We start from the raw sequence: 14,297 nt of genomic DNA on the forward strand, positions 1-14,297 counted from the left end.
GTGGGACTGCCTGCCAACAGGCCTGATGGCAAGACAGACGCACCGATTAGCTGCAAGTGTGCATCAGGCCGCGCCATCAGGGCAAGGGGGACACAGGGCGTCCGCGGTGCTCGCGCCTGTTAGTTGACCAGCAACACCGCCTCGACCCGGCGATTGAGATCGCGGCCCTCGGGCGTAGCGTTAGAGGTGATGGGCACAAGATAGCCTACGCCCTGCGCCTCGATCCGGTCGGCGGCAACACCGTGCGCTTCGATCAGGCGCGCACGCACGGCTTCCGCCCGTTTGGTGCTGACCGCAATATTGGCCTGCAATGCGCCCGTATCATCCGTGTGTCCTACCAGCGCCAAACGGGTCGAAGGATTGTCGGTCAGATAGCCCGCAAGCAGCGCCAGCGAGGCAAACGGCCCTTCGCCCAGCGCGACTTCGCCGGTGCGAAAGTGCAGGTCATCAAGGATGACATGCCCGGTACTGCTGAGATCGTTTAGCAACCCGGCAGGGCCCTCAACGGTTTCCTCGATCACAAGTGGCTGCGCAGGCTGCGTACCTTGCGGGGTCACCCGGATCATCTGCACATAGCCATCCGGCGGGTTGCGGCTGACCAGCAGGCTCAGCACTTCGTCACCGCGGGAGGCGGATAGAAAACGGTAATCGTGGATCGCCACATACATGTCAGGCGTCGGCACCACTTCGGTGCCAAAGCGGAAATCGAAACCGCCACAATTGCGTGCCTCGCATTCAAACGCGATCTCGAAACCTTGCGCCTGAAGCTGATCCCGAAGCGGTGCAAGAATTTGCAGCGTCGTGCTGGACCCGGCCTGCAGGCGCCATGTTAGCCGCTCGACACGCCCTTCGACAGTGCGGGATGGAACTGCGCCGTCAGCAAACACGCCGGTTGGCAGGTCGTAGCTGTCCAATGCACTGGTGCGATCCGAAATCTGCCGGGCGCTGGCGGGCAACGTCAGTTCCTGCGCCTGCACAGGCACGGCCAAAAGGAGGCTAAGGAACAGGAAACGGATCATCGGAACTGTGCGTGATACTCGGGGTTCGGGACCATGGCAGTGGCACTGGCCACGCGGTTGGTCATATTGAAGAAACCGCTGACATTGGCAATGTCCCAGATATCGCGATCCGAAAACCCGACATCGCGTAAAAGCTGGCGATCGGGCTCTTCGATTGTGGTGCTAGCGGTGGTCATCTTGGCTGCGAAATCCAGCATTGCACGTTGGCGCGCGTCCAATTTGGCGACGCGGTAGTTCATGACCAGCATCTCACCCAGCTGCGGATCGCCCGAAAGCTGCCGCACCGCTGCGCCATGAGCCACGAGGCAGTAGAAACATTTGTTGATCGAGGACACCACGACCGCAATCATCTCGCGTTCAAGCTTGGTCAGCCCGCTATCGGCCAGCATCAGATCATTATACATCGAAGTGAAGGCATTCAGCTTGTCGATATCGAAGGCGTAGGCGCGCAGGACATTCGGCACCATTCCCAGTTTCTCGACACATATATCGAAGTATTTCTGCGTCTCTGACGGTAGTGGGTCCACCATTGGCAGATCCAGGGCAGTAGGCATGTCCTGTTTGGTCAATTCGTCCTCCTCAGACGCGCTGGCGATAGTGGTATTCTCCGACGATCTTCATCCCAAGCGAGTGGTAGAGGCCATTGGCCCCCGCGTTCGCCTTGGTACAGATCACGCTAAGCGTCTCGGCGCCATTGTCCAGCGCCCAAAAGGCCGCGGCGCGCATGGCCCACTGGCCCAACCCCTTGCGGCGGTGATCCGGCAGGATTTCCAGCGCGTGAACCATCGCGATACCTTCATGGATCGCCACGAAGCCGGTTCCTGCGGGCTGATCGCTGTGGCGCAACAAAAGGCCGGTCTTTGGGCCCGGTGCCCGGTACATGATCGCAATCCGTTCGGGGCCGATACCGCCCTGCGCCCAGATCTCACGCATGATGGCCAGCGGTTCCCAGATGTTGAAAACAGTCACGCGCGGGATCGGGATATCGGTCAACTGCTGCGCCGGGCAGGAATAGATATTAACCGGATCAAGGATGTCGTAGCCGCGTTGCGCAAGCATTGCATCCAGCGCCTCATCTCCGGGCCGCAGGCAGAAGATGCGTTTTTGACCCATCGCCTGCATGGCGCTTTCGGCCGCATCGATATCGGCGCTGGTGACGTCCCCGGTGCGATTGGCGGCAGAAACGCGTGAACCTCCGCCCTGTCCTTGCCGCAGTCGAAATGGGCCTTGCGTTTGATAGCCGGCGGCAGGCCATGTGCCATCGACAACGGCGGCCCAATCGGGATTCAAAGCTCGATCTCTTTCGCAAGGCGGGTCATGGCGGCATCGATCCGTCCACCCTCGGTGCCGCGCACGACGACGTTGGCTCCGAAGACGCCATTCGTCTGAAACGGATAACAGCCGATCGAAAGATCGCCGAAGTCTTTGGCCAGTGCGGCCAAAGTTGCTGCAATATCGCCTTCACCCCGATCCACACGCAGCGTCTGCGACAAAAGCGGGCTACCTCCGATGAGCGAAGGCAGAACACTCGCAACCATGGCCTGAAAAACCAAAGGCACCCCGGCCATGACATGGACGTTGTTGATGGTAAAGCCGGGCGCGGTCGAGACCGGGTTGTCGATCAATTCGGCCCCTTCCGGAATACGCGCCATGCGCAGGCGAGCGTCGTTCAGTTCCAGCCCGGATTTCTCGTAATGCGCCTCAAGCAATGCACGCGCGTCGTCGCGAACATCGATATGCACGCCAAAGGCACGGGCGATGCAATCGGCAGTGATATCATCATGGGTCGGGCCGATGCCGCCGCTGGTGAACACATGGTCATGGGCATCGGACAGTGCCTTGACCGCCGCCTCAATCGCGGGCGCGTCATCGCTGACAATGCGCACCTCTTTCAGGTCAATGCCGTGTTTGGTCAGCTCTCCGGCAAGATAGTGCATATTGGCATCGCGGGTGCGGCCCGAGAGGATCTCATCCCCGATCACCAACATTGCAGCGGTTGGATTGGCCATGACGCGCCCTCCCTCTTGATCGACCGTTAGGGCAGGTATAGGCCCTTGGCCATGCGATTTGAAACCCCCCTTGTCCCCGCTCGACTGATCCGCCGCTACAAACGCTTTCTGGCAGACTGCAGGCTGGAAGACGGGCGCGAGGTGACAGCCCATTGCGCCAATCCGGGCTCAATGATGGGGCTGGCAGAACCGGGTGAGAAAATCTGGCTGGAGCCCAACGACGATCCGAAGAAAAAGCTGAAATACGGCTGGCGGCTGGTCGATCATGAGAACGGGCATTTCACAGGGGTCGACACATCAGTCCCCAACAAGGCGCTTCGGTTGGCGCTCGAGGCGCGTGAAATCCCCGAGCTGGCCGCCTATGAAACCGTGCGCCCCGAGGTCAAATACGGTGAAAACAGCCGTATCGATTTCCTACTGACCGGGCCGGGCCTACCCGATGCTTATGTCGAGGTCAAAAGCGTCACCCTCTCACGCCAAGCGGGCCTCGCCGAGTTTCCCGACAGCGTCACCGCACGCGGCACCAAACATTTGGGCGAACTGGCAAAGATGGCCGTACAGGGCCATCGGGCGATCATGCTTTATCTGGTGCAAAGGACCGATTGCGATCGGTTTGCACTGGCCGATGATATTGACCCAGCCTATGCGGCGGCGTTTGAGGCAGCGATTGGGGTTGAACGCTTTGTCGTTGGAACTCGGATCACGCCCGAAGGCGTCTGGGTTGAGCCCGCTCGGCAATGGGGCGCGGGCTAGAAACTTCTTTGATAGACCCTATTTACTAGTTGAAAACCGAGCCCTCTGGTACTTTCTGCACAAGCAGCGTAAAAGAAGTGCTGCGTGAAATATTTGGAGTCCCGCATCGATGAAAGAACATCGTGGCCGTCTGACCAAAGACGGTATCCGCATCTATGAACAGAGTGACTTTGCCGGCATGCATGCGGCAGGGGCGCTGGCTGCGCGGATATTGGATGACATTGCTAAACATGTTTTTGTCGGCCAGACCACCGGTGCGATTGACGGGCTGATCACTCAGATGGTCGAGGATGCAGGTGCGGAATCGGCAACCATTGGCTACAAGGGTTATCAGCACGCCAGCTGCATCAGCGTGAACCACGTGGTGTGTCACGGCATTCCGGGTGACAAAAAGCTGAAGGATGGCGACATTCTGAATATCGACGTGACCGTCATCGTTGATGGCTGGTTCGGTGATACGTCGCGCATGTATGTGGCGGGTAAATTGCCGCGCAAGGCCGAACGGCTGATTCAGGTGACCCACGACGCACTGTTCAAAGGTATCGAGATGGTCAAGCCGGGCAATACCTTCGGCGATATCGGCCACGCCATTCAGGCCTATGTCGAGGCGCATCGGATGAGCGTTGTACGCGATTTCTGCGGCCACGGTCTGGGCCGGGTGTTCCACGCGCCACCAAATGTCCTGCACTATGGTCGTCCGGGTACCGGAGCTGTGTTGGAAGAGGGCATGTTCTTTACCATCGAGCCGATGGTCAATCTGGGGCGTCCTGAAACCAAGACACTGTCCGATGACTGGACTGCCGTGACCCGCGACAAATCGCTGTCGGCGCAGTTCGAGCATTCGGTCGGTGTGACCGCAGATGGGGTTGAGATTTTCACCTTGTCACCGGGCGGCAAATATCACCCGACCTATTCGTCCTGATCGGTCGCCTGATCGCGTAATAGCTTCAGCAGTAAGGTTTCATCCCGCCACGGGATGACCGCGTCGTGAATGAACACCGGCGCGCGCATCGGTTTGGGCGGAGGCCCAGTTGTGGTGTCGGCGTCTTTCGAAAAAGCCCAGAGCGGAGGTGTGATAGCGCGGTCCATGGACCAAGCATAACACGTTTATGGCTCAAAGTCCCAAAAGCTTGGGCGCATGTAACATGTCGGAGAACACTTCGGCCCCTAGTTCTTCCAATCGCGCACCATCATCATGGGCCGCGTAGCCCAGGCAGCGCATATTGGCGCGGATTGCTGCGGTGACACCGTTTTCGCTGTCTTCGATCACAACCGGCACCGTTGCGCTGAAATGCTGTGCAGCGGTCAGGAACAGGGTCGGGTCGGGCTTGCCCGTTCCAAGCACCTGCGCCGAAAACATCACATCTTGAAAACGCTCCCAAAGACCATTCTGGCCCAAAGTAATCTTCATTTTCTCAGGCCGCCCATTTGAGGCGACACAGTAGGGAATGTCGCTTGCATCCAGTTGCGCCAGCAATTCACGGATACCCGCGACCAGAGGCGTGCCTGCTTTCAGCGTCTCGTAGATTTCCGCATAGATTTGATCAGTCCAGTCATCCGGCAGATCAGCCCCCAGCTCGCGCGCCTTGTCGCGCACACCGGTCATGGTGCCGCCAACAAACAGGGACATGCATTCGGCTAAGGACAAGTGCAGGCCATGGCCAGCGAGATTGTCGACCATGACCTGATTGGACAAAACCTCGCTATCGACCAGAACGCCGTCGCAATCAAAGATAACCAGATCGTGCATCTCAGCCCCCTGTGCGCCACATTAGCGAGATATGCGTGTCGCCATATTTCCGCGTGTCGTGCAGCGTAAAGCCCTCGGGCGCGAGCATGGGGGTGCTTTCTTCCCAGACGATCAGAGCGTCATCAGACAGCCAACCACCTTGGGTAGCCGCGGCCAGTGCCCTTTGACCCAGAGCTTTTCCGTAAGGCGGATCCAGAAAAACCAGATCACAAACAGTGCCCGGGTTTTCGCCCAAACGGGTCGCGTCCCGCCGGATCAAAGTGGCCTGGCTAGCGCTTCCGGTCAGGCCGATATTCTTGCGGATCAGACCCTGCGCGACCCTCCCATCATCGACAAACGTGACGTGGGACGCGCCGCGAGACAGCGCTTCTAGTCCCAATGCACCGGTGCCCGCAAACAGGTCGAGAACCTGCAAGCCGTCGAAGTCGATCTGATGATTCAAAACGTTGAACAGGCTTTCCCTTACCCGGTCAGTGGTCGGGCGAAGATGCGCACCGGCATCGCCTTTGCCAACCGAAGTCAGAGCCCGGCCCCGGAAGTCTCCGGCGATGATCCTCACGCTTTGAGCAGCGGTTTCAGGTCCGCTTCTGGGTCGGCAACAACAGCCGGATCAGCGGTCTTGCCCGCATCAATCAGGCGTTTGCCGACCATATAAGCGCGCGGGTCATTCATCGCGTCGACCGCGATCAGCTGATCGCCCTTGTAGTACCAGAAGGACACCGTCGCGCCCTCACCCTTGCGAGTCACCACACGGTCATAGCCGGTATTCAGCCCGGCGATCTGAAGCTTGACGTCATACTGGTCCGACCAGAACCAAGGTGTTGCGGTGTAATCCTTAGCTGCGCCCAGCATGTTCTGGGCCACGATCTCGGCCTGATCAATGGCGTTCGGCACGCTTTCCAGGCGGATACGGCCTTCGCCATGCGGGAAGGAAGCGCAATCGCCTGCCGCCCAGATCGACGGATCTGAGGTGCGGCCATGGGCGTCGGTCTTGATGCCGTTATCCAGCTCTAACCCGGCCATTTCAGCCAGTTGAGTCGACGGCGCGATGCCGACGCCAACGACAACAAAATCCACCTCAAGTTGGGTGCCATCGGTCAGGACGGCACCCGTCACCTTGCCAATTTCACCAACCAGACGATCCAACCCGACGCCCTCACGAATGTCGGCCCCGTATTCGGTGTGCAGCGTGCGAAAGTAGTCGCTTGTCTCTTTGGCCGCGACACGCTGAAGGATGCGGTCGGCCATCTCGACCAAGGCCACCCTGACCCCGCGCTTGGCACAAACGGCGGCGGCTTCAAGCCCGATATAGCCGCCACCAACGATCAGCGCGCGGGCGCCATCCGATACCCGAGGTTCCATCTCGTCGATATGGGCGAGATCTCGCACCACATGGACACCCTCAAGATCGCCCCCGATCGCTGCGGGCAGGCGGCGTGGGTCGGACCCAGTGGTCAGCGCCAGTTCATCATAGGTGATCACCTCATCGCCGAGGGTCACCGTCTTGGCCTTTGGATCAATCGCCGTCACACGTTGACCCAACCGTAGGGTGATATTGTTTTCGGCATAGAAGCTCTCGGGCCGCAAGAACAGGCGCTCCAGCTCCATCTCGCCCAACAGGTAAGCCTTGGACAAGGGCGGGCGTTGGTAGGGCAAATGCGGCTCGGCTCCGATCAGGGTGATGTCACCTTCGAACCCGTCCTTGCGCAGCCGTGCTACCAAAGAAGCGCCGGCCTGGCCTGCCCCGATCACGACGATATGGCTCATGTTGTGCCCACCTTGCAGAATACCCATGGTCTATCAGTTGCGACCACCTATATTGCGACAAAGCCCGACTCTGCAAATCCAAATGACAGGAGCCTAATAATGATTTCAACAGGTGACATGCTGCCCGAGGCCACGCTGATCCAGATGGGTGCCGAAGGCCCCGAGGAGGTTCGGGTTTCAGACAAGACCAAAGGGCGCAAGGTTGTGATCTTCGCTGTACCCGGTGCGTTCACCGGAACCTGCACAACCTCTCATGTACCAAGCTTCATGCGGACCAAGGACCAGTTCGATGCCAAAGGTGTAGAGGAAATTATCTGTATCTCGGTCAACGACCCGTTCGTGATGAACGCCTGGGGCGAAAGCACCGGTGCAACAGCGGCCGGGTTGACCATGCTGTCCGATGCCGCGTCCGAGTTCACCAAGGCCATCGGCATGGATTTCGACGCCCCGCCCGTGGGTCTGATCGCGCGATCCAAGCGCTATGCCATGCTGGTCGAGGACGGCAAAGTCGTGGCACTGAATCTGGAAGAAAACCCCGGCGTGTGCGAGGTTTCGGCTGGTGAAGGGCTGCTTGAGGCCATCTGATCCCTGTCGGCCCCGGCGAGTTCAGGGCTACATGAACCGCATTTAACTTGATGCAACGCCCCGATGGGCCAATACTTGGCCCATACAATTCGGGAGTTCATTGATGCGACTGAAATTACTAACTTTGTTTCTTGGTAGCGTCGGGGCATTGGCGGCTTGCGGCCCTGCCCCCACGCCCCAGCAGCAGGCCGCCCGGCAGCATGAGATCGCCTGCCTGAGCGGCACATTGGGTGGCGCTCTGATCGGCGGCGTGATCGGCAATCAATTTGGCGGTGGATCGGGCAAAACCATCCTGACGGCAGCGGGCGCTGCGGCGGGCGGTTTGTCTGGCGAACGCTACGCATGTTGAGGAGATCGGATATGAAACGCGTATTGAGTGTTACTGCGGCTCTCCTCATGGCCAGCGTCGCAAATGCCGAGAGCGTTGCGGAACTGCACGAGGCCGAGTTGAACAACATCGACGCCAACAATGACGGCTTCCTGTCCAAGGACGAGTTCAACGCCTTTTCGGACTATGCCTTTCAGGCAATGGATGAGGACAAGAACGGCACTCTGGGCCTAAGCGAGGCAAAGCCGTTTTTGGACATCAAACAGTTCGAAGCCGTTGACCGGGATGGCGACAGTCTTATCTCAAAGGCAGAATATGTCAGCCAGATGCAGAGCGATTTTGAAGCTGCGGACAAGGATGGCAACGGTCTCTTGGATTGAACGCCAACGCGGTTGGCAGGAGCATGTCATGAAGAAATGGATCTGCCTCGGCAGCCTGGCGGTATTGGCGGCCTGTGAGGTACAGCAATCTCCGGTGGTCACCGGCCCTGATGGTCAGGTACAGATTCAGATCAATACCAGCGGTTTGACCTGCTACGAAAATCGGTGTCTGGATATCAACCCGGCGGCCCGCAGCGTGCGGTCCGTCGGCACCCGTACCATTGGCATACCGGGCAATATCAATGTCAGCGACGGCACAATCACCCCGGCCGAGTTCCAACAGCTCGGAACGGCGACGCTGTTGGCCGGTGGCATGGGATCACGCGGAGACCGCTAGCAGGCTGTCCATCTTGCGCGCCAGCTTGGCGTCTTGTGCAGACAGGCCGCCAACATCATGGGTGGACAGCACCACCTCGACCGTGCGGTAAACATTCGACCATTCGGGGTGGTGGTTCCATTTCTCGGCCCAGATCGCAACCTGCGTCATCCAGCCAAAGGCGGCGACAAAATTGTCGAAGATGAACGTCTTGGTGATCGCGTCGCGGTCTTCGACCATGGTCCAGCCATTTCTGAACAGCGGGTCCAGCAGCGGGCCGCGGGTCTCGGTTGACAGAAGTTCGGTCATTGCTGTTCCTCCGGGTTCGATTTCCTGAACGGGCCATAATCCGTCAGAATCTCGATCTCTTCTCCCACTGCGTGGGACTCGGCGTCCAGATATTTCTGAACCGCATCAGCAAAACCCGGATCGCCAACCCAATGCAAGCTATGCGTACGGGTTGGCAGATAACCGCGCGCCAGCTTGTGCTCGCCCTGCGCACCGGCCTCAACCCGGGCCAGACCTTCCGCGATGGCAAAGTCGATCGCCCTATAATAGCACAGTTCGAAATGCAGGCAGGGGTGATGTTCGACACAGCCCCAATACCGGCCAAAAAGCGTTTCCCGTCCGATGAAGTTCAAGGCCCCGGCCACAGGATATCCGTTGCGTTCAGCCAGCACCAAGGCAATGTCATCGGTCATGGTTTCCTGAGCGATATCAAAGAATTGCCGCGTCAGGTAAGGCGAACCCCACTTGCGTGCGCCGGTATCCTGATAGAACCGCCAGAACGCGTCCCAGTGCTCAGGCTGCAGATCATCGCCGGTGACGGTGCGAATCTGCCCGCCGAAATCAGAGGCCTGCGCGCGTTCCTTCTTAATGTTCTTGCGTTTGCGCGAGGACAGCGCAGCCAGAAACTCATCAAAGGTCGCGTAGCCATCATTGAGCCAGTGGAACTGCTGCGAGTGGCGCACCATCAGGCCCATCTGCTCACCCGCCAGTGCCTCGGCCTCGGTGCAGAAAGTGGCGTGCAGGGATGAAATTCGGTTTTCGGCAGCCAGTTGCACCGCCCCTTGCACCAGAGCCGAGATGCCGACCGCATCATATCCGGGCCGCACCAGAAACCGCCTGCCAGTCGCGGGCGTAAAGGGCACCGCGATCTGCAGCTTGGGATAATACCGCCCGCCCGCACTTTCGTAAGCATGGGCCCAGCTATGGTCAAAGATGTATTCACCCTGAGAATGCGATTTGGCAAACATCGGGGCTGCCGCAATCAGCATCCCGTCCAGATAAGCTGTCAGGTATTGCGGCTGCCAACCCGTGCCGGGCCCGACCGAACCGCTGTCTTCCAAAGCCAGCAAAAACCGATGCGTCGTAAACGGATCAAGCGGACGTCCGCCATCGGCAACCTCGGGGCAGGCGCAACTGTCCCAATCGCTCGCGGAAATCTGCGAGACAGATGTCAGAACCCGAACCTCAATCTGTGCCTGATCCATATCCCCTCCGCGCTACACCTTTATCTGTGATCGCGCGCGCCGGGATCAAGCGGGATGTTCGGCCAGATAGCCTTCGAACGTAACATTATCGGCAACCTTGCGTGCCTCTGCTTCTTGTTCAAGCGAGCGCACGGTCCAGCACAGGATCGGCACACCCTGTGCCTTCAACTCAGCGACCCGGGGGCGGTCAAGATCGATGACTTCATGGCTGATAAAGCTGGCTCCAACGCGGTCGAAATCCGGGATGTTGCGCAGATGATCGCAGACGGCTTGCGGCAGAAGCTCGACCTTGGGCTCGTAAGAACTGGTAACGAGACCGCGCGGCAAATGTGGCGCAAGGCGTGCAATCTCTGCGACTGAATGCGGGTTGAACGACATCAGCGCGACCGGGCCTTCATAGTCTTTCAGTGCGCTTACAACATCTGCTTCCAAAGCACCGATATCGGGGCCCATTGCACCATCTTGATCCTTCAACTCGATGAGCAAGGGCACCCGTCCTGCAACAATGGCCAGCACCTCTTCCAGCGAGGGGATACCTTCCCCGTCAGAATGCAGAAGCGTCTGGGCCCGCGCTTGTGTTTCGGTGATCTGTTGGATCGGTCCGGGCTGCCCAGTCAGACGGGTCATGTCATAGTCGTGAAACACCATGGCCCGATTGTCACGGGTGCGTTGCAGATCAATCTCGACCCCATAACCGGCGTCTATTGCGGCACGAATGGCGGCCCGGCTATTCTCGGGCCGCTGATCAGAAATGTCATGCAGCGCGCGATGTGCTATCGGGCGCTGCAGGAACTCAGACGGAAGGGACGGTTTCATTTAACCTCGAAAATACCCTCGATTTCAACGGCAACACCCAAAGGCAATGAGGCTGCGCTGACGGCCGAGCGCGAATGACGACCGGCGTCGCCCAGCGCTTCGACCAGGAAGTCGGAGGCCCCGTTGATCACCTTCGGCTGTTCTGTGAAATCAGCGGTCGAGTTTACAAAACCGGTCAGCTTGATCACGCGCACCAGCTTGTCGATATCGCCACCACAGGCCGCCTTGACCTGAGCCAACAGGTTGATGGCGCAAACCTTCGCCGCTGCGGCGCCTGCCTCAACATCCATATCATCACCGAGCTTACCAGTGATCAGATCATCCGCCTTGGAGATCTGGCCCGACACGTAGACAATGTTGCCGATGCGCACGAAAGGAACGTAGTTCGCTGCCGGAGCAGGTGCGTCCGACAGGCTGATACCCAGGCTGTCCAGTTTTGCTGCGATGCTCATATGATTGATCCTCATCTCGTAGTGATTCAGCGCGGACGCTACCCGGGAAAACCTGTTTCCGAAAGCGGGAAAGCGGGATTTTTCCCATTGCCTGCAAACTGGGCAGGTCTTCTCTTATTCAGGAAGTGTTGAATTCGTGTCACTTTACGTCGCCCCATCGGCTGAGGTAAACGCGAGTTGTTGTTTCAAATCCTGCGCGAAACCTCTATGTGAGACCAATTGCGCCACCAAGGGTGCAAAGGCTGTATTGATTGAAGGCCCGGATACCGCTGGGCAATTTTCGGAGTAACGAAGACAGTGCCAAGTTACATTCGTCTGAAGCACCTGATCATATTCGCCATCCTGACGGTCCTATCGGCATGCGCGACGCAGCCTCAAGACGCAGCGGCGCGGGGTGAGATTTTTGACCCCTATGAAGGGACCAACCGGGGCATTCACAAGTTCAATCTGGGTGTGGACCGATTCCTGTTCCGACCGGCCTCGAAAGGCTATGTGAAGATCGTACCAGATCCGATGGTTACCAGTTTCAATCACTTTGCCGAAAACCTGACGATGCCCGGGCAGGCGCTGGACTATCTGCTGCAAGGCAATCTGAAACAGTCCGGCAATGCGCTGCTGCGCTTTCTGATCAACTCGACCGTGGGCGGCTTTGGCCTGTCAGCCCCGGCGGATGAGCTGAACCTGCCGCCTGTTGATACTGATTTCGGCGAAACCCTGCATGTCTGGGGCGTGGGCGAAGGTGCTTATGTGGAACTGCCCTTCTACGGCCCGTCCACCGCGCGCGATGCGGTCGGCGTTGTGGTCAACCTGTTCTCGAATCCGATCAACTTTAGCCCGACCCGCCCGGTCGACAATATTGGTGTCTATGCCGAGGTCGTGCGGCGGATGGGAGATCGCGGTCGGTTCTCGGATACAGTTGATTCGATTCTGTACGAAAGTGCAGACAGTTACGCGCAAGCGCGCACGATCTACCTGCAAAATCGCCGCTTTGAACTGGCAAGGGATGATGAAGACGCCTATCTGGGTCTGTATGACGATCCCTACGCCACCACCGGGACCGACCCTGTCAGAGACCCCTATCTTGACCCGTACGAGGACCCCTATGCCGAATAACCTGTTGAACCGACGCCGTTTTGTGGCCACCGCCCTGACCGGGATGACAGTTGCCGCATTGCCTCTGCCCGCGTTCGCGCTGACCGAAGCGCAGGCCAAACAGCTGGTCAACAGCGTTGTGGCCGATATCACGCGTATCATTGACTCGGGTAAATCCGAAAATGCCATGCTGCGTGATTTTCAAAAGATCTTTGTGCAATACGGTGATGTGCCGATCATGGCCCGCTATGCGCTGGGGGCGGATGCACGCACAGCCTCATCCGCACAGCTGCGTCAGTTCACCAAAGCGTTCGAAGGCTATATTTCGCGCAAATATGGTCGCCGGTTCCGCGAGTTCATCGGCGGTGAGGTCACCGTGCGTAATGCGCGCAAGATCAAGACCGGATACGAGGTCAGAACCTCGGTCAAATTGCGCGGCTCATCCCCGTTCGAAGTGACATTCCTGGTGTCCGACAAATCGGGTCGTGGAAAGTTCTACAACATGTTCATCGAAGGTGTGAATTTGTTGCTGACCGAGCGCACAGAGATTGGCGCAATGCTGGATGCGCGCGGCGGCGACCTGAATCGCCTGATCAAGGATCTGAAAAAGACTGGCTGATCAGAGGTATTATCCTACGCCGGCCACCGCTCGACCCGTTCGCGCGGTGGCTTTTTTGTTCAGGTTGCAGGCTTGCGCGCGATCTGGCTGACATAAGACTTGTAGCCAAAAAACGTGTTTGCAGACACACGCGCCCGGGCCTCGGATTTCAGCGCCTGTGCCGTTTCAGGCGCCAACAACCCGGTCTCGGCCATTCGATCCGCACCACGGTCGATAACGGTCAGAAAGTAAGTCGCCTCTCCTTCGGCCACATAACCGTGTCCCCGGCGACGGCCCAACTCAAAACCTGCTTGAGAAAGTGCACCGCCAATCTGGCGCATGATCCAGAGGTTTGTGACGTTCTGATTGATCATGAACCGAATGAGTTGATCCAGAGGATCAAAATCGGCAATCTGCGCTGTGGCGGTATCGTAGTCCCCATCGCAAATCGCGAATATCCCGCCCGGTTTCAGTATCCGAAAGGCCTCGGAAACCACATCCTCGGGGCCGGGTACATGGCACAACAGTGTATGCGCCAGAACAAGGTCTGCTGAGCTATCTTCAAGCCTGGTTGCCTTTGCATCGCCGGTTTCAAAAACAAGATTGCTCTCGCTGGCGAAGCTGTTTCTCGCACGTTTGACCATAACCGGTGAGGGCTCAATGCCGAGCGCGCGCTCCACCCCGCCAACTGACAGCAGCTCTTGCGTGATGTGCCCGGTGCCTGAACCCAGCTCAACCGCGAACCCGCCCTCAGGGACAATCAGATCACTTAGATAGCTATCCCTGATCTCTTTCTGCGCCGGCTCCAGACACCGCGCTTCCATAGCTTCGGCGATACGCTCTTGGACCGAGATATCCTGCCCGGCCAGATCGGAATACGGATCGGACATAGCGCGCCTCCCTTCGCTACGTCCCAAGATAGCATATTTCAAATTAACC

At 58.5% G+C, this 14,297-nt stretch carries 21 protein-coding genes; 8 read left to right on the top strand and 13 right to left on the bottom strand.

Features of this window, described 5'->3' with window-relative positions; all coding sequences use genetic code 11:
• Positions 1-119 precede the first annotated feature (119 nt).
• Genes ACR0AY_RS17750 through ACR0AY_RS17765 form a run of 4 tightly spaced genes read right to left on the bottom strand, consistent with a single transcriptional unit; the run spans position 120 to position 3,028 of the window.
• The gene (locus ACR0AY_RS17750) at positions 120-1,019 is read right to left on the bottom strand and encodes an OmpA family protein (RefSeq protein WP_170515084.1); all 900 of its coding nucleotides are present in this window, start codon (positions 1,017-1,019) and stop codon (positions 120-122) included.
• The gene (locus tag ACR0AY_RS17755) at positions 1,016-1,588 is read right to left on the bottom strand and encodes a peroxidase-related enzyme (protein WP_170515087.1); all 573 of its coding nucleotides are present in this window, start codon (positions 1,586-1,588) and stop codon (positions 1,016-1,018) included. Before ACR0AY_RS17755 ends, ACR0AY_RS17750 begins: the two co-directional genes overlap by 4 nt.
• 10 nt (positions 1,589-1,598) lie before the next feature.
• Positions 1,599-2,309, bottom strand: coding sequence for a GNAT family N-acetyltransferase (locus ACR0AY_RS17760; RefSeq protein ID WP_170515090.1), 711 nt, complete (start codon positions 2,307-2,309; stop codon positions 1,599-1,601).
• A complete protein-coding gene (locus tag ACR0AY_RS17765) occupies positions 2,306-3,028 on the bottom strand; it encodes a molybdopterin-binding protein (RefSeq protein WP_170515093.1) in 723 nt (240 codons plus the stop codon). Before ACR0AY_RS17765 ends, ACR0AY_RS17760 begins: the two co-directional genes overlap by 4 nt.
• A 51-nt stretch (positions 3,029-3,079) precedes the next feature.
• Here ACR0AY_RS17765 and sfsA point away from each other — a divergent pair, with 51 nt between their 5' ends.
• Together sfsA and map are read left to right on the top strand one after the other, a co-directional pair.
• Positions 3,080-3,781 (top strand): DNA/RNA nuclease SfsA, encoded by a 702-nt coding sequence (gene sfsA, locus ACR0AY_RS17770; protein WP_170426107.1) that lies wholly within the window; start codon positions 3,080-3,082, stop codon positions 3,779-3,781.
• A 109-nt stretch (positions 3,782-3,890) separates the two neighbouring features.
• Entirely contained in the window at positions 3,891-4,703 is an 813-nt protein-coding gene (gene map, locus ACR0AY_RS17775) for a type I methionyl aminopeptidase (protein WP_170515096.1), read from the top strand.
• On the opposite strand, the gene ACR0AY_RS17780 is transcribed toward map, so the two are convergent.
• From ACR0AY_RS17780 to ACR0AY_RS17795, 4 genes are read right to left on the bottom strand one after another with little or no spacing between them, the layout of a single operon-like run.
• Entirely contained in the window at positions 4,691-4,870 is a 180-nt protein-coding gene (locus ACR0AY_RS17780; RefSeq protein ID WP_170394788.1) for a hypothetical protein, read from the bottom strand. The genes map and ACR0AY_RS17780 overlap by 13 nt on opposite strands.
• A gap of 25 nt (positions 4,871-4,895) precedes the next feature.
• Entirely contained in the window at positions 4,896-5,531 is a 636-nt protein-coding gene (locus ACR0AY_RS17785; protein ID WP_170515099.1) for an HAD family hydrolase, read from the bottom strand.
• Position 5,532: 1 nt separating this feature from the next.
• Entirely contained in the window at positions 5,533-6,090 is a 558-nt protein-coding gene (gene rsmD / locus ACR0AY_RS17790; protein ID WP_170515102.1) for a 16S rRNA (guanine(966)-N(2))-methyltransferase RsmD, read from the bottom strand.
• The gene (locus tag ACR0AY_RS17795; protein WP_170515105.1) at positions 6,087-7,298 is read right to left on the bottom strand and encodes an FAD-dependent oxidoreductase; all 1,212 of its coding nucleotides are present in this window, start codon (positions 7,296-7,298) and stop codon (positions 6,087-6,089) included. Before ACR0AY_RS17795 ends, rsmD begins: the two co-directional genes overlap by 4 nt.
• 96 nt (positions 7,299-7,394) lie before the next feature.
• On the opposite strand from ACR0AY_RS17795, the gene ACR0AY_RS17800 reads away from it, so the two are divergent.
• From ACR0AY_RS17800 to ACR0AY_RS17815, 4 genes are all read left to right on the top strand, one after another.
• Entirely contained in the window at positions 7,395-7,883 is a 489-nt protein-coding gene (locus tag ACR0AY_RS17800) for a redoxin family protein (RefSeq protein WP_480454492.1), read from the top strand.
• 103 nt (positions 7,884-7,986) lie between these two features.
• Positions 7,987-8,232: a glycine zipper 2TM domain-containing protein gene (locus ACR0AY_RS17805; RefSeq protein WP_170515111.1), complete on the top strand. Its 246-nt coding sequence runs from the start codon at positions 7,987-7,989 to the stop codon at positions 8,230-8,232.
• Between the two features lie 11 nt (positions 8,233-8,243).
• Positions 8,244-8,591 (top strand): EF-hand domain-containing protein, encoded by a 348-nt coding sequence (locus tag ACR0AY_RS17810; RefSeq protein WP_480454481.1) that lies wholly within the window; start codon positions 8,244-8,246, stop codon positions 8,589-8,591.
• A gap of 28 nt (positions 8,592-8,619) precedes the next feature.
• Entirely contained in the window at positions 8,620-8,928 is a 309-nt protein-coding gene (locus ACR0AY_RS17815; RefSeq protein WP_480454482.1) for a hypothetical protein, read from the top strand.
• On the opposite strand, the gene ACR0AY_RS17820 is transcribed toward ACR0AY_RS17815, so the two are convergent.
• Genes ACR0AY_RS17820 through ACR0AY_RS17835 form a run of 4 tightly spaced genes read right to left on the bottom strand, consistent with a single transcriptional unit; the run spans position 8,911 to position 11,668 of the window.
• Positions 8,911-9,216 carry a 4a-hydroxytetrahydrobiopterin dehydratase gene (locus tag ACR0AY_RS17820; RefSeq protein ID WP_170515121.1) on the bottom strand — a complete coding sequence of 102 codons (306 nt, stop codon included), beginning with the start codon at positions 9,214-9,216 and terminating at the stop codon, positions 8,911-8,913. The two genes, ACR0AY_RS17815 and ACR0AY_RS17820, sit on opposite strands and share 18 nt — an antisense overlap.
• Entirely contained in the window at positions 9,213-10,400 is a 1,188-nt protein-coding gene (locus tag ACR0AY_RS17825; protein WP_170515122.1) for a GNAT family N-acetyltransferase, read from the bottom strand. Before ACR0AY_RS17825 ends, ACR0AY_RS17820 begins: the two co-directional genes overlap by 4 nt.
• A 45-nt stretch (positions 10,401-10,445) precedes the next feature.
• Positions 10,446-11,216, bottom strand: a complete 771-nt coding sequence (locus ACR0AY_RS17830) for a glycerophosphodiester phosphodiesterase family protein (protein ID WP_170515125.1) — start codon at positions 11,214-11,216, stop codon at positions 10,446-10,448.
• The gene (locus tag ACR0AY_RS17835) at positions 11,213-11,668 is read right to left on the bottom strand and encodes a RidA family protein (RefSeq protein WP_170515128.1); all 456 of its coding nucleotides are present in this window, start codon (positions 11,666-11,668) and stop codon (positions 11,213-11,215) included. The genes ACR0AY_RS17830 and ACR0AY_RS17835 overlap by 4 nt, the downstream gene beginning before the upstream one ends.
• A 297-nt stretch (positions 11,669-11,965) precedes the next feature.
• On the opposite strand from ACR0AY_RS17835, the gene ACR0AY_RS17840 reads away from it, so the two are divergent.
• Both ACR0AY_RS17840 and ACR0AY_RS17845 read left to right on the top strand, forming a co-directional pair.
• The gene (locus ACR0AY_RS17840) at positions 11,966-12,781 is read left to right on the top strand and encodes an MlaA family lipoprotein (RefSeq protein WP_170394822.1); all 816 of its coding nucleotides are present in this window, start codon (positions 11,966-11,968) and stop codon (positions 12,779-12,781) included.
• Positions 12,771-13,379 carry an MlaC/ttg2D family ABC transporter substrate-binding protein gene (locus tag ACR0AY_RS17845; protein WP_170408534.1) on the top strand — a complete coding sequence of 203 codons (609 nt, stop codon included), beginning with the start codon at positions 12,771-12,773 and terminating at the stop codon, positions 13,377-13,379. The genes ACR0AY_RS17840 and ACR0AY_RS17845 overlap by 11 nt, the downstream gene beginning before the upstream one ends.
• A 59-nt stretch (positions 13,380-13,438) precedes the next feature.
• Here the strand turns inward: ACR0AY_RS17845 and ACR0AY_RS17850 are convergent, their stop codons facing one another.
• Positions 13,439-14,248 (bottom strand): methyltransferase domain-containing protein, encoded by an 810-nt coding sequence (locus tag ACR0AY_RS17850; protein WP_170515129.1) that lies wholly within the window; start codon positions 14,246-14,248, stop codon positions 13,439-13,441.
• Positions 14,249-14,297 lie beyond the last annotated feature (49 nt).

This window comes from Ruegeria sp. A5 (assembly GCF_056543005.1).